Source organism: Actinomadura sp. NPDC023710, from assembly GCF_040639875.1.
Taxonomy (GTDB): domain Bacteria; phylum Actinomycetota; class Actinomycetes; order Streptosporangiales; family Streptosporangiaceae; genus Spirillospora; species Spirillospora citrea.
Window position 1 is genome coordinate 111,845 of sequence record NZ_JBFAGB010000020.1, and the last position, 13,918, is coordinate 125,762.

The following is a 13,918-nucleotide window of genomic DNA, read 5'->3' on the forward strand; positions in this document are numbered from 1 at the left end:
TCACAAAAACCAGCAACGACAAGAAACCAGCAGGGAAGGGGTGCCGGGCTCAGCCGAGGAGGCGCTCGCGAAGTGTGTCGGTGTCCTCGGTGGTCCAGCCGTGCCCGGCGAGCCAGCCGATGGTTCCGCCGTGCTGCTCATCGATGCGGGCGAGGAACTTCTCCATGATGGCGGCGTGGGGCTGGTGGGTGTCGGCCGGACGGGAGTCGAGGTCGGCGGCGTAGGTGTCGCTGCCGCGCAGCCGGCGCAGGACGGCCTCGAGGCGTTCGCCGGTCTGGGCGTAGTCGGCGACGATCGCCTCGCGGGTGACGCCGGCGACGTCGAGGGCGAGGGCGCAGACGACTCCGGTGCGGTCCTTGCCGGCGGCGCAGTGGACCAGCGCGGCTCCGTCGGTGCGGGTCATGACGCGCAGGGCGGCGACGACGGAGTCGCCGCGGTCGGCGAGGTAGCCGAGGTAGTGGCCGGTCGAGCGGTCCTGTTCGGGGCCGTCGGACGGGCGTTCCTGCCAGGGCAGGGCCTTGGCGACGTCGGCGGCGACGTCGGTGTGGCGGCCGCCCTCGGCGAAGAGCGAGAGCTGGTGGATCGTCACGGACGGCACGCGGGTGAGGGGGCCGGGGCCTTCGAGGCGCACCTCGGCGTCGCTGCGCAGGTCGATGACGTTCTTGAGGGCGTAGTCGTCGAGGAGGATCCGGACGTCGGTGACCGAGAGGTCCTGGAGGTTGTCAGAGCGCAGGACGCGTCCGAGCCGGGTGGCGCCGCCGTCGGCCGTGGGGAGGCCGCCGAGGTCGCGGGCGTTGACGGCACCGTCCAGTTCGATCCACCGAGAGTCGTCGTCCATGACTTGTGACCCTATATGGCCGCCCTGTCCTGACTTGGGTGCAGGGCCCGGTGTGCCGGGGTGATCGACTTGGCGGGTGACAGGGCGGGGCGGTACCGGGACCTGGGAGCCAGACGGTGAATGGCTCCGCAGCGGGGCGACCCGGCGGCCTCACCCTCCGTAGCTTTCGAGGTGTCTTCTTCCTCGCGTTCCACGCGACGTCCCGCCTCCTGGTGAATGGAGTCTCCATGCCCGCGACCCTGTCCGCTCCGTCCCGACCGTCCGAGCGGTCGGCCGGCAGTGATTTCGCGCCGCTGGCGCGGCGCGTCCGCGGCAGCGGGCTGCTGGATCGGCGGCGCGGCTACTACGCGTGGGTGATCGGGTTGAACCTGGCGGCGACCGCGGCGGTGTGGGCGGCGGTCGCGTGGGCGGGGGACAGCTGGTGGACGGTCCTGCTGGGGGTTCCGCTGGCGGTGCTGTCGGCGCGGGCGGCGTTCCTGGGGCATGACGCGGGGCACCGGCAGATCGCGGGGAGCGCGAGGGGGAACCGGTGGCTGGGGCTGCTGTTGGGGAACCTGCTGCTGGGGATGGGGCACGGGTGGTGGAACGACAAGCACAACCGGCATCACGCGAATCCGAACCATGTCGGCAAGGACCCCGATGTGGGGGAGGGCGTGCTGGCGTGGACGAGTGAACAGGCGGAAGGTAAGCGTGGTGTGCTGCGGTGGGTGGCGCGGCACCAGGCCGCGCTGTTCTTTCCGCTGCTGACGCTGGAGGGCGTGAACCTGAAGCTGGGGAGCCTGCTGTTCCTGCGGGGGCGTTCGCGGCGGGACCAGGTTCTGGAGGGCGGGCTGCTGCTCGTCCACGCGGTGGGGTATCTGGGGCTGGCGTTCGCGTTGCTTCCGGTGGGGCAGGCGCTGGCGTTGGTCGCGGTTCAGCATGCGGTCTTCGGGGTGCACCTGGGTGCGGTGTTCGCGCCGAACCACAAGGGGATGGCGATGCCGGAGCCGGGGGAGCGGTGGGGGCATCTGCGCCGGCAGGTGCTGACGTCGCGGAACGTGCGGGGCGGTCTGGTGACGGACTGGCTGATGGGGGGCCTGAACTACCAGATCGAGCATCACCTGTTCCCGGGCGTTCCGCGGTGCAGTCTGCGGCGGCTGCGGCCGCTGGTGCGTGAGCACTGCGCGGCGGTGGGGTTGCCGTACGCGGAGACCGGGCTGGTGGAGTCGTACCGGTTGGCGCTGGGGCACATGCGGGAGGTCGGGGAGCCGCTCCGCTAGGGCGGGGCTATGCTCCGGGCCATGCCCGAGGGACACACGATTCACCGGCTGGCCGCCGAGCATCAGCGGATGTTCGGCGGCCTCGCCGTCGCCGCCTGGAGTCCCCAGGGGCGTTTCGCCGAGGGGGCGCGGTGGCTGGACGGGCGGGTGCTGTCGGAGGCGGACGCGCACGGCAAGCATCTGCTGCTGGGGTTCGATGACGACCGGACGCTGCATGTGCATCTCGGTATCTATGGCAAGTACACCTTCGGGGAGGGTCCGGCGCCGGCTCCGGTCGGGATCGTGCGGCTGAGGCTGGAGGGCGGTGGGTGTTACGCGGATCTGCGGGGTCCTAATACCTGCGAGCTACTGGAGCCGGGTGAGGTGAAGCTGCTGCGTGACCGGCTGGGGCCCGATCCGTTGCGCGGGGACGCCGATCCGGAGGCGGCGTGGCGGCGGATCGGCCGGGCGCGGACGCCGATCGCGGTGCTGCTGATGGATCAGTCGGTGGTGGCGGGGCCGGGGAACATCTACCGGGCGGAGGTGCTGTTCCGGCAGGGGATCGATCCGCGGTTGCCGGGGCGGCGGTTGAGTGCGCGGCGGTGGGCGGCGCTGTGGGACGACCTGGTGGAGCTGATGGCGGCGGGGGTGCGTGCGGGGCGGATCGACACGGTGCGGCCGGAGCATATGCCTGAGGCGATGGGGCGTGCGCCGCGGGTGGACGGTCATGGCGGTGAGGTCTACGTGTACCGGCGGGCGGGGTTGCCGTGCCTGGTGTGCGGGACGGCGGTGGCGACGGTGGAGGTGGCGGGGCGGAATCTGTTCTGGTGTCCGGGGTGCCAGCCGCCGGCGGTGTGAGGGCGCAGCGGGGCGCGGCCCGGGTGCTCGTCAGTTTCCGTCGGGGGTGTAGCGGGCGGTGAGGGCGCGGGCGGTGGCGGCGATCATGTCGCGGAGGTCCGGGGGGTCGATGACCTCGACGTCGGCGCCGAGTTTGAGGAATTCGACGTGGGCGTGGCGGACGGATTCGATGGGGAGGGTGGCGTGGACCCAGCCGTCGGGGCCGGGTGGGGTGGCGGTGTCGAGGGCGGCGCGGGCCATGGTGGGTGGGAGCAGGATCTGTGAGCGGGTGAGGCCGTCGGGGGAGAGTTTGACGGTGGCGTGTTCGCGGTAGGCGTCGGCTTCGAAGCGTTCGGCGTAGGCGGCCCAGAAGGTGGCGAGGTCGAATCCGTGGGGGCGGTCGAAGTGGCCTGGGAGGGCGCGCAGGGTCAGGACGCGTGAGACGCGGTAGGTGCGGGGGGCGTGCGCCGTGGTGTCGTCGGTGTGGTCGTCGGGCGGGTCGCCGGGGGCGGGGTGGGCGATGAGGTACCAGGAGCCGGCCTTGAGGACGACGCCGAGGGGCTCCAGGAGGCGGGTGACCTGCTGGGGGTGGCGCCAGCGGCGGTAGAGCACCTCGATGCGGCGCTGGTTCCAGACGGCGTCGGCGATGGCGTGCAGGTGGGGGACCTCGTCGGGGGTGCGGAACCAGCCGGGGGCGTCGAGGTGGAAGCGTTCGCGGATGCGGGAGGCGCGGGTGCGCAGGTCGGGTGGGAGGGCGGCCATGAGTTTGAGTTCGGCGGCGAGGACGTCGCCGAGGCCGAGTTGGGAGGCGGGGCCGGGCAGGGCGGACAGGGTGAGGGATTCGGCCTCGGTGGCGGTGAGGCCGGTGAGGCGGGTGCGGTAGCCGTTGAGGAGGCGGTAGCCGCCGTCGGGTCCGCGGTCGGCGTAGACGGGGACGCCGGCGGCGCTGAGGGATTCGACGTCGCGGTAGACGGTGCGGACGGAGACTTCCAGTTCGGCGGCCAGTTCCCGGGCGGTCATGCGTTCCCTGGCCTGCAGGAGCAGGAGGAGGGACAGCAGCCGGCTCGCGCGCATGGGTCCAGTGTGCCGGTGCGGGGGCGGTGGTCAGCCGTGGAGGGCGTACTGCATGGGGCGGAATTTGGTGCGGGCCTCGGCGAGTTCGGCGTCGGGGTCGGAGTCGGCGACGATGCCGCAGCCGGCGAACAGGCGGGCGCGGGTGCCGTCGATCTCGGCGCAGCGCAGGGCGATGCCCCATTCGCCGTCGCCGCGGGCGTCGACCCAGCCGACGGGTCCGGCGTAGCGGCCGCGGTCCATGCCCTCGAGTTCGCGGATGAGGTCCATGGCGGTGTCGGTGGGGGTGCCGCAGACGGCGGGGGTGGGGTGCAGGGCGGCGACGACGTCGAGGACGGAGCGGTCGGCGGCCAGGCGTCCGCGCAGGGGGGAGGCGAGGTGCAGGACGTTGGGGAGGGTGAGCAGTTCGGGTTCGTCGGGGACGGTGAGGTGTGAGCAGAGGGGGGTGAGGGCGTCGCGGACCATCTCGGCGGCGTAGCGGTGCTCTTCGCGGTCCTTGGCGGAGGTGAAGAGGCGGGCGGCGCGGGCCTGGTCGTCGGCGGGGGTGGTGCCGCGGGCGGTGGTGCCGGCGAGGACGAGGGATTCTATGTCGCCGCCGGTGCGGCTGATGAGGAGTTCGGGGGTGGCGCCGACCATGCCGGCGCAGGAGAAGGTGTAGCAGCCGGGGAAGCGGGCGGCGAGGCGCTGGAGCAGGACGCGGGCGTCGATGGGGGTGTCGGCGCGGACGGTGAGGTCGCGGGCGAGGACGACTTTGCCGAGGTGGCCGGTGTTGTGGGCGGGGCGGGGCGGTGGTGCGGTGGGGTGGCCGGGTTGTGCGGGGTCGGTGCCTGGGGCGAGGTGGCCGCGGCGGATGCGGTCGACGGCGGTGGCGACGGCGTGCTTCCAGGCGTGTTCGGGGAGGGCGCCGTCGCTCCAGTGCAGGCCGGTGGGGGGCTGGGGCGGGTTGGCGAGGGTGAGGGGGTCGGTGTCGTCGCCGATGGTGGTGAGCCAGGCGCGGCCGTTGCGGCGGCCGAGGATGCGGCGGGGGATGATGAGGGTGGAGTCGGGGGATTTGGGGTCGAAGCCGAAGGTGCCGAAGGCGACGGGTCCGGAGCCGGGGACGTTGACGGTGTCGTCGACGGCGGCGGCGCCGAACAGGTCGTGGAGCATGCGGGCGGCGGCGTCGAAGCGGTCGTGGCCGCCGGGGAGGGTGAGGCGGGCGGCTTCGCCCCAGCCGACGATTCCCTCGCCGTGGCGGATCCAGGCCAGTGCGGAGGGGTGGGGAAGCCGCGCGATGAGGTCGCCCGGGTCGGGGATCGGGACGGTGCGGACGGTGAGTCGGTCCGGTGCTGTCACGGCGAGCTTCACGTGAGCCACTGTACGCCAGATTTGAACCTGTTCAAACGGGCGGGGTGGTGGTGGGTGGTGAGGTGTGCGCCACACCGGCTCGTGCGGGGCGGCGGGAGTGGCCGGGTGGTGCCGGGTTGCGGGGACGGCCGCGGGGCTTGGTTGCGCGTATGCCCCGTTCGTCCCGTCCCCATGCGCGGGGAGGGACGGGACGCGGCGGGGCGGCGCGCCGGGTGGGGGTCAGCGGCGGGCGGCGCCGGTGAGCTTCCAGGCGGCGGGCAGCAGCCCGGCGGCCAGCAGGACCTTCAGCGCGTCGCCGGCCAGGAACGGCGTGACGCCCAGGTCGATCGCCTTGGCGAGGTCGACGTGCAGGGCGGCCATCAGGTAGGGGACGCCGGCGGCGTACATGATGGCGGTTCCGGCGAGCATGGTGCCGACGGTGCGCAGCGGGGTGCGGTCGCCGCCGAGTTGGGCGAGGCGTCCGACGACGGCGGCGGCGGCGACGAACCCGATGACGTAGCCGAGCGTGGCGAATCCGGTGCCGGAGGTGCCGTCGGTGAACCAGGGGACGCCGGCCATTCCGGCCAGCAGGTAGACCAGCATGCCCAGGCCGGCGCGGCCGAAGCCGAGGGCGGCGCCGGCGAGCAGCACCGCGAAGGTCTGCCCGGTCACCGGCACGGGGGTGCCGGGCAGCGGGACCGCGATCTGCGCGGCGAGGCCGACGAAGGCGGCGGCGCCGATGACGAGCGCGGCGTCGCGGGCCAGCGAGCCGGGCAGCAGGTCGCCCAGGACGGCGGGGCGCCGCCGGGTTGCGTGGGCAGTAGCCACAGATCCTCCCAAAACGGTTGTGTCAGGCCGAAACCTAGCGAACTGCCTTTCCGGAGTGGACGGCGCGGCCTACAGAATCGGGCGTCTCCGCTTTGTCGCCGCCCCACCCGAGGGCGCCGGCGCCCTCGCTCGGCGCCGCCTCTCAGCCGGCGGGCGCGTGCGGGTCGAGGGCGAGGTAGACCATGTCGGGTTCGCCGCGCGGCACCGGGACGGGCCGGGCCTGCACGGAGCCGAACCGGTCCCGCAGCAGCGCCTCGAACGCCGGTGCGGCGTTGGCGCTCCACACCGCGAGCACGCCGCGGGGCGTCAGCAGCGCCGCGAGGGCGTCCAGGCCGGTGGCCGCGTACAGGCGGGCGTTGCCGGGGGTGACGGTCCAGTCGGGGCCGTTGTCGATGTCCAGGCACACCGCGTCGAAGGGGCCCGCGCCCGGGGCGGTGACGTAGTCGAGCAGGTCGGCGCGTTCGACGGTGACGCGGGGGTCCTGCAGGGCGCCCTGGGACCAGGGCCGCAGCGCGGTGGCGTGCCAGGCGATGACGGCGGGTTCGCGCTCGACGACGGTGACGTGCGCCACGCCGTCGCCGGTGAGGGCCTCGGCGAGGGAGAACCCGACGCCAAGGCCGCCGATGAGGACCCGCGCCGGGCCGCCGGGGCGCCGCGCGGCCGCGTCGAGGGCGGCGCGGACCAGCAGCCGTTCGGACTCGCCGTTGCGGGTGTCCATCAGGAACACGCCGTTGCTGATGATCTCGTAGTCGCCGCCCGTCCGGCGCAGCACCAGTTCGCCGCCCAGGCCGGCGGCGCGCTCGACGACCGTCGTCGGCGCGTTCGCCGGTTCCCCGCGTGTGTCCGCAGCCGATCCCATGTCCGCACCCTAGCCGCAGCGGAGAGTGGCCCGGGCGATCCCGGGGCCGGGCGGGGCCGGCGGGGGGTGGGCGGGGCCGGCGGCGTCGGCTACGGTGCCGGTCATGCCCGACATCGAACCGTCCGGCGGGCTGCTGCCGGGCCGCCGGATCCTGGTCGTCGGCGCGGGGACGCGCCCCAGCGAGGATCCCGCCGCTCCGGTCGGCAACGGCCGCGCGATCGCGGTCGCCGCCGCGCGGGAGGGCGCGGTGGTCGCGTGCGCCGACGTCGACGAGCACGCCGCGGGGCAGACCGCCGCGATGATCGGGGCGGAGGGCGGCCGGGCCTGCGTGGTGGCGGCGGACGTGACCGACCCGGCGGCCTGCGACCGTGTCGTGACCCTGGCGGCCGAGGGCCTCGGCGGCCTGGACGGGGTGGTGTTCAACGCCGGGATCGGCATCGGGTACGGGCTGGCGGGCACGGCGCTGGCCGACTGGGACCGCGTCCTGCACGTCAACCTGCGGGCGCCGTTCCTGGTCGGCAAGGCCGCGATGCCGGCGCTGGAGGCGGGCGGGGCGATGGTGTTCATCGGGTCGCTGGCCGGGACCAAGCCGGGGTCGCGGTCGCCGTCCTACGACGCCTCCAAGGCGGGCCTGACCGGGCTGGTGCGCCACATCGCGGCCGAGGGCGCGCCCCGCGGGGTGCGCGCCAACGTGGTGGCGCCCGGCCTGATCGACACCGTGATGGGGCGCGAGGCGTCCGCGGGGAACACCGACCGCGACCGGGTCGCCGGGCTGATCCCCATGCGGCGGCAGGGCACCGCGTGGGAGGTCGCCGACGTCGCGGTGTTCCTGCTGTCGGACCGCGCGTCCTACGTCACCGGGCAGGTGCTGCACGTCGACGGGGGCCTGTCCACCCTGCGCTGACCCCGGGACCGGGCGGCGTGGCCGGGAACACACCTTCCTCTCGCACAGTTACAGTGTAACGATGTAATCATCGGGAGGTGCGATGGTCCCCCACGAGAACGAACGCCGCGCGGACCGGCCCGGCGGGGACGAGCCGCCGCTGGACGCCTACTCGCGCGTCGTGACCGCCGTCGCCCGCGACCTGACCCCGCGCGTGGCGGCCCTGCGCGTCCGGCACCGCCGCGGCGAGGGCGCCGGGTCGGCCGTGGTGTTCACCGGCGACGGGTTCCTGCTCACCAACGCCCACGTCGTCGGCGCCGCGTCCGGCGGTCACGCCGCGTTCGCCGGCGGCGGCACCGGCGCGTTCACCGTCGTCGGCACCGACCCCCTGTCGGACCTGGCCGTGGTCCGCGCCGAGGGGCCCGTCCCCGACCCGGTCACCCTCGGCGACGCCGACGCGCTGGTCGTCGGGCAGCTCGTCGTCGCCGTCGGCAACCCCCTGGGCCTGGCCGGATCCGTCACCGCCGGCGTGGTGTCCGCGCTCGGCCGGTCCCTGCCGACCTCCCAGCCCACCCGCACCGGCACCGCCGTGCACGTCATCGAGGACGTCATCCAGACCGACGCCGCCCTCAACCCCGGCAATTCCGGCGGAGCGCTCGCCGACGCCCACGGCCGTGTCGTCGGCGTCAACACCGCCGTCGCCGGGATCGGGCTCGGCCTGGCCGTCCCGGTCAACGCCACCACGCGCCGCATCATCGACGCCCTCATCCGCGACGGCCGCGTGCGCCGCGCGTTCCTCGGTCTGGCCGCCGGGCCCGTCCCGGTGCCCGCCGACCTGCGCGAGCGCACCGGCCGCAGCGAGGCGCTGCGCGTCGCCGAGGTCGTGCCGGGCGGCCCCGCCGACCGGGCCGGGCTGCGGCGCGGCGACCTGGTCCTGACCGCCGGCGGCGCGCCGGTGACCGACGCCCAGTCCCTGCAGCGGCTCATGTTCGCCGAGGCGATCGGGCGGCCCCTGCCGATCACCGTGCTGCGCAACGGCGCCATGGTCGACGTCATCGCCGAACCCGTCGAGCTCGGCGCCGAGCGCGCCTGACCCTTCACGCGCCGCCCGCGCCGCGGAACGTCGTGCGGTAGGAGGAGGGCGACACCCCGATCGCGGCGTGCAGGTGCCGGCGCAGCGACGCCGCCGTCCCGAACCCCGCCCGCTCGGCGACCCGATCCACCGGCAGGTCGGTCTCCTCCAGCAGCCGCCGCGCCGCCTGCACCCGCTGCGCCGTCAGCCACACCTGCGGGGACACGCCGGTCTCCTGCCGGAACCGGCGCGTGAACGTCCGCACGCTCATCGACGCCCGCGCCGCCAGCTGCGCCAGCGTCACCGGCCGCTCCAGCCGCTCCAGGGCCCACGCCCGCGCCGCGCCGGTCGAGGACGCCCGCGCCGGCGGCACCGGCAGCGCCGTGAACTGCGCCTGCCCGCCCTCCCGGTGCGGCGGCACCACCGTGCGGCGCGCCACGTCCCCCGCCACCGCCGCGCCGTGATCACAGCGGATCATGTGCAGGCACAGGTCGATGCCCGCGGCCTCGCCCGCCGAGGTCAGCACCGCGCCCTCGTCGACGAACAGCACCGCCGCGTCCACCCGCACCCCGGGGAACATCTCCGCGAGCCGCGCGCACGACAGCCAGTGCGTCGTGGCGCGCCGCCCCTCCAGCAGCCCCGCCGCCGCCAGCACGAACGCGCCCGTGCACACCGACGCCACCCGCGCGCCCCGCCCCGCGGCCGCCGCCAGCGCCCCCGGCACCGGCCCCTCCCCGGGACGGCTCTCGTCCAGCACATGCGACGCCGGCACGACCACCGTGTCCGCGGCCTCCAGCGCCTCCAGCCCGTGTTCCACCGCCACCGCGAAATCGGCGTCCGCCCGCACCGTCCCGGGCTCCACCCCGCACGACACCACCTCGTACAGCGGCGCGCCCTCCGCCGACCGGGCCTGCCCGAACAGCTGGTGGACGATGCCCAGCTCCATCGGCAGCACGCCCTCGCGCACCAGCACCGCCACCCGGTGGACCCCGCCCGACATGGCCCGATCCTTACACACCATGGCCCACCGGCCACTCACCGCCGCCACCGCCCGCCCGGCAGCATCGGAGTGACCCCACACCTCGACCGACGACACACCAGGAAAGGGAGACAGCGCCGTGAACGTCCTATGGATCTTCGCCCACCCCGAGGGCCGCTCCCTCAACGGCGCCCTGCGCGACCACGGCGCCGCCACCCTGCGCCGCGACGGCCACCGCGTCCGCCACCGCGACCTGTACGCGATGGGCTGGAACCCCCTGGTCGGCCCCGCCGACTTCGGCCACGACCCCGCCGAGCGCCTCATCGTCGGCGCCGCGTCCGAACGCGCCCACGCCGCCGGCGCCCTGGCCCCCGACATCCGCGCCGAACACGACAACATCACCTGGGCGGACGCGCTGATCGTGCAGTTCCCCCTGTGGTGGTACGGGATGCCCGCCATCCTGAAGGGCTGGTTCGACCGCGTGTTCGTCCAGGGCTTCGCGTTCGGCGTCACCGACGACGCCGGCCGCACCCTGCGCTACGGCGACGGCGGCCTGGCCGGGCGCCGCGCCCTGGTCGTCACCACCGCCGGCGCGCGCTCCTCCGGCCTGGGGCCCCGCGGCGTGCACGGCGCCGCCGAGGACGTCCTGTTCCCCCTCCTGCACGGCACGCTGTTCTACACCGGCATGGACGTCCTGCCGCCCCTGGTCATCACCGGCGCCGACCGCGCCACCGCGGCCGACCGCACCGCGGCCGCCGACGCCCTGGACGCCCGCCTGCACGCCCTGCCCACCGCCGACCCCATCCCGTACCGGAGCGAGCACGGCGGCGACTACGCCGACGACCTCACCCTGCGCCCCCACCTGGCCCCCGGCCGCACCGACCCCGCCATCCACCGCCGCCCGTCCCCGGCGGGGTAGGGCGGCGTCAGAGAAGGGCGATCTGCTGCGGGCGGGGCGGCGGCGAAGGAGGGGGAGGGGTGCGGGCCGGACGGTGCGCCGCGCGGCCGCCGACGCCGTACTTGGCGGCCAGGTCACCGACCCGCCGCGCGATCCGCTCCTGGTACTCGCGGGGCGCGTAGGCGCCGCCCCGGTACAGGCGCGCGTACGGCACGACCAGCTCAGGGTGGTGCTCGCGCAGCCAGGACAGGAACCACTCGCGGGCCCCGGGGCGCAGGTGCAGCGTGATCGCCGACACCGACGTGGCGCCGGCGTCGGCGATCTGCCGGACCGCCGCCTCCAGCTGGGCGGGGGAGTCCGACAGGTAGGGCAGGACCGGGCCCATCAGCACCCCGCAGCCGATGCCCGCCTCGTTCAGCGCCGCGCACACCTCCAGCCGCCGCCGCGGCGGCGGCGCGCCCGGCTCCACCGCCCGCCCCAGGTCCCGGTCGAGCGACCCCACCGACACCGCCGTGCCGACCTGCGTGCGGGCCGCCGCCTCCCGCAGCAGCGGCAGGTCGCGCAGGATCAGCGAGCCCTTGGTCAGGATCGAGAACGGGTTGGCCGCCTCGGCCAGCGCCGCGATGATCCCCGGCATCAGCCGGTAGCGGCCCTCGGCGCGCTGGTAGCAGTCGACGTTGGTGCCCATCGCGATGTGCTCGCCCCGCCACCGCGGCGCCGCCAGCTCCGCCCTGACCCGCTCGGCGGCGTTCACCTTCACCACGATCCGCGAGTCGAAGTCCGCACCCGCATCCAGGTCCAGATACTCGTGACTTTTACGGGCGAAGCAGTAATTGCACGCGTGGGTGCAGCCTCGGTAGGGGTTGATCGTCCAGCGGAACGGGACGCGGGAGGCCTCGGGGACCTTGTTGACGACCGTCCGGGCGCGGACCTCGTAGAAGGTCATGCCGCGGAACTCCGGGGTGTCGAACGTGCGCGCCACCGCGCCGCGCTCGATCAGCGGCCGCGCGGGGCCCTCGTCCCCGTCCAGCCGGAGATGATCCCAGCGCACCCCCCACCTCCTCGAACACGTGAGCGACGATACATCCGGCCAGTATGGAACGTGTGTTCGAAGATCGCAACGCGGAGATCAGGCGAAACGGGACGGTGAGGGATCACACGGGCGACGGCGTTTCGTGCGTGGCACCCCGGCGCGTGCGTAACAATGGGCCGCTATGGCATGGCGATCCAGGACCCGGCAAGTGGCGGCGGCGTTGGCGGCGGGAGTGTCGACGGGCGCGCTCGCCGCCTGCGGCATCACCGCCTTCGGCGGCACGACCGGGCGCGAGGACGGCGGCCCCGTCCGCGACGGCGCCAAGGCCGAGTGCCCGAGCGTCCCCGCCCCCGACGGGGCCGAGGGGCGGCAGCTGCGCGGCATGTGGATCGCCAGCGTCGGCAACACCGACTGGCCCAAGGACCCCGGCGCCTCACCCGTCGACCAGAAGAAGCAGTTCACCCGCCTCCTCGACACCGCCGCCGCGATGAACATGAACGCGGTGTTCGTCCAGATCCGCCCCAACTCCGACGCGTTCTACGACTCCCCGTACGAGCCGTGGTCGCAGTGGCTCACCGGCACCCAGGGCAAGGACCCCGGCTACGACGTCCTGGCGTTCATGCTCAAGGAGGCCCACGCCCGCAACCTGGAGTTCCACGCCTGGTTCAACCCCTACCGCGTGTCCCGCCAGGACGACCTGAAGAAGCTGTCGCCCAAGAGCCCCGCCCGGCAGCACCCCGACTGGGTCCGCAAGTACGGCAAGGGCCTGTGGTACGACCCGGGCCTGCCGCAGGTCCGTGACCTGGCCACCAAGGCCGTCATGGACGTCGTCACCAAGTACGACGTCGACGCCGTCCACTTCGACGACTACTTCTACCCCTATCCCGAGGACGGCGACTTCCCCGACGGCGCCGCCTTCAAGGCCTACGGCAACGGCATGAAACGCGCCGACTGGCGCCGCCGCAACGTCGACACCCTCGTGGAGTCGCTGTCGGGCCGCATCCACGCCGCCAAACCCTGGGTCCGGTTCGGCATCAGCCCCTTCGGCGTGTGGCGCAACAAGAGCAGCGACCCCGACGGGTCGTCCACCGCCGCCCTGCAGAGCTACGACGACATCTACGCCGACACCCGCAAATGGATCAGGCAGGGGTGGCTCGACTACGTCACCCCCCAGCTGTACTGGCCCATCGGCGACGCCCGCGCCGACTACGCCGAACTCGCCGCCTGGTGGGCCCGCCAGGTCAAGGGCACCGGCGTCCAGCTGACCATCGGGCAGGCCGCCTACCGCGTCGGCGAGGACGCCACCTGGCGCAGACCCGCCGAACTGTCGCGCCACCTCACCCTGAACGCCAAGTACCCGCAGATCGGCGGCGACGTGTTCTTCAGCGCCTCCGACATCGCCGCCAACCGGCGCGGATTCGCCGCCCGCCTCCGCGGCGACCACTACACCCGCCCCGCCGTCCCGCCCGTCCCCGCCCGGCGCGGCGGGCAGGCGCCCCCGCCCGTCCAGGGCACCGCCGCCGTCCCCGCCACCGGCAAGGACGGCAAGGGCGTGAAGGTCACCTGGCGCACCTCGCAGGGCGCCACCTCCTACGCCGTCTACCGCGTCGAGGGCGCCAAGCCCGGCTGCGCGCCCGTCGACCCCCGCCGCCTCATCGCCGACGTCCGCGGCGGCGGCATCATCGACCCCACCGCCAAGCCCGGCCGCTCCTACACCTACTCCGTCACCGCCCTGGACCGCCTCCACCACGAGAGCCGTCCCGGACGCGGCGCAACGGCCACCGCCTCCGAGGGATAATGATCATGCTCCGTGGGGAGGAATCTCACACCTGACCACCCCCCGGAGGTATGAAGCATGGCGCTGTCGATGGAGGAGCAGCGGATCCTCAGCCAGATCGAGGTCCGCCTGAAGGAGGACGACCCGCGGCTGGCCCAGCGCCTCGCCCGCCTCGGCACCCCCCGCGCCCGCCGCGCCCGCACGATCGTCCTCGCCGCGGCCGCCGTCATCATCGTCCTGGCCGCGATCGGCGCCGGAATCGCCGCCGCGATCCTCTAG

Annotated in this window: 14 protein-coding genes; 7 read left to right on the top strand and 7 right to left on the bottom strand. The window is 74.4% G+C overall.

From position 1 onward, the window contains the following. Positions 1-49: 49 nt before the first annotated feature. Positions 50-838: a tyrosine-protein phosphatase gene (locus tag AB0H37_RS23515; RefSeq protein WP_179834872.1), complete on the bottom strand. Its 789-nt coding sequence runs from the start codon at positions 836-838 to the stop codon at positions 50-52. 227 nt (positions 839-1,065) lie between these two features. Between AB0H37_RS23515 and AB0H37_RS23520 the strand changes: the two genes are divergently transcribed. Then, on the top strand, positions 1,066-2,097 hold the full coding sequence (locus tag AB0H37_RS23520) for an acyl-CoA desaturase (RefSeq protein ID WP_179834873.1): 1,032 nt from the start codon (positions 1,066-1,068) through the stop codon (positions 2,095-2,097). A 21-nt stretch (positions 2,098-2,118) separates the two neighbouring features. Next, on the top strand, positions 2,119-2,934 hold the full coding sequence (locus tag AB0H37_RS23525) for a DNA-formamidopyrimidine glycosylase family protein (RefSeq protein ID WP_360615121.1): 816 nt from the start codon (positions 2,119-2,121) through the stop codon (positions 2,932-2,934). A 30-nt stretch (positions 2,935-2,964) separates the two neighbouring features. Here the strand turns inward: AB0H37_RS23525 and AB0H37_RS23530 are convergent, their stop codons facing one another. The 4 genes from AB0H37_RS23530 to AB0H37_RS23545 form a co-directional block, all read right to left on the bottom strand. Then, complete coding sequence (locus AB0H37_RS23530; protein ID WP_360615123.1) at positions 2,965-3,987, bottom strand: WYL domain-containing protein; 1,023 nt, start codon at positions 3,985-3,987, stop codon at positions 2,965-2,967. A gap of 30 nt (positions 3,988-4,017) precedes the next feature. After that, the gene (locus tag AB0H37_RS23535; protein WP_329090874.1) at positions 4,018-5,331 is read right to left on the bottom strand and encodes an isochorismate synthase; all 1,314 of its coding nucleotides are present in this window, start codon (positions 5,329-5,331) and stop codon (positions 4,018-4,020) included. Between the two features lie 219 nt (positions 5,332-5,550). Then, positions 5,551-6,138 carry a biotin transporter BioY gene (locus AB0H37_RS23540; protein WP_329090872.1) on the bottom strand — a complete coding sequence of 196 codons (588 nt, stop codon included), beginning with the start codon at positions 6,136-6,138 and terminating at the stop codon, positions 5,551-5,553. A 142-nt stretch (positions 6,139-6,280) separates the two neighbouring features. Continuing rightward, complete coding sequence (locus AB0H37_RS23545; protein WP_360615126.1) at positions 6,281-6,997, bottom strand: spermidine synthase; 717 nt, start codon at positions 6,995-6,997, stop codon at positions 6,281-6,283. Positions 6,998-7,100: 103 nt separating this feature from the next. On the opposite strand from AB0H37_RS23545, the gene AB0H37_RS23550 reads away from it, so the two are divergent. Next, positions 7,101-7,901, top strand: a complete 801-nt coding sequence (locus AB0H37_RS23550; RefSeq protein WP_360615128.1) for an SDR family NAD(P)-dependent oxidoreductase — start codon at positions 7,101-7,103, stop codon at positions 7,899-7,901. Positions 7,902-7,983: 82 nt separating this feature from the next. Beyond that, entirely contained in the window at positions 7,984-8,973 is a 990-nt protein-coding gene (locus tag AB0H37_RS23555) for a trypsin-like peptidase domain-containing protein (RefSeq protein WP_360615130.1), read from the top strand. Between the two features lie 4 nt (positions 8,974-8,977). On the opposite strand, the gene AB0H37_RS23560 is transcribed toward AB0H37_RS23555, so the two are convergent. Next, positions 8,978-9,952 carry a helix-turn-helix domain-containing protein gene (locus AB0H37_RS23560; protein WP_329090865.1) on the bottom strand — a complete coding sequence of 325 codons (975 nt, stop codon included), beginning with the start codon at positions 9,950-9,952 and terminating at the stop codon, positions 8,978-8,980. Between the two features lie 118 nt (positions 9,953-10,070). On the opposite strand from AB0H37_RS23560, the gene AB0H37_RS23565 reads away from it, so the two are divergent. Continuing rightward, a complete protein-coding gene (locus tag AB0H37_RS23565; RefSeq protein ID WP_360615132.1) occupies positions 10,071-10,850 on the top strand; it encodes an NAD(P)H-dependent oxidoreductase in 780 nt (259 codons plus the stop codon). A gap of 7 nt (positions 10,851-10,857) precedes the next feature. On the opposite strand, the gene AB0H37_RS23570 is transcribed toward AB0H37_RS23565, so the two are convergent. Next, positions 10,858-11,880, bottom strand: a complete 1,023-nt coding sequence (locus AB0H37_RS23570; protein ID WP_229810571.1) for an Rv2578c family radical SAM protein — start codon at positions 11,878-11,880, stop codon at positions 10,858-10,860. Between the two features lie 190 nt (positions 11,881-12,070). Here AB0H37_RS23570 and AB0H37_RS23575 point away from each other — a divergent pair, with 190 nt between their 5' ends. After that, a complete protein-coding gene (locus AB0H37_RS23575) occupies positions 12,071-13,660 on the top strand; it encodes a family 10 glycosylhydrolase (RefSeq protein WP_360615134.1) in 1,590 nt (529 codons plus the stop codon). Between the two features lie 57 nt (positions 13,661-13,717). Continuing rightward, positions 13,718-13,918, top strand: a complete 201-nt coding sequence (locus AB0H37_RS23580) for a DUF3040 domain-containing protein (protein WP_329090855.1) — start codon at positions 13,718-13,720, stop codon at positions 13,916-13,918.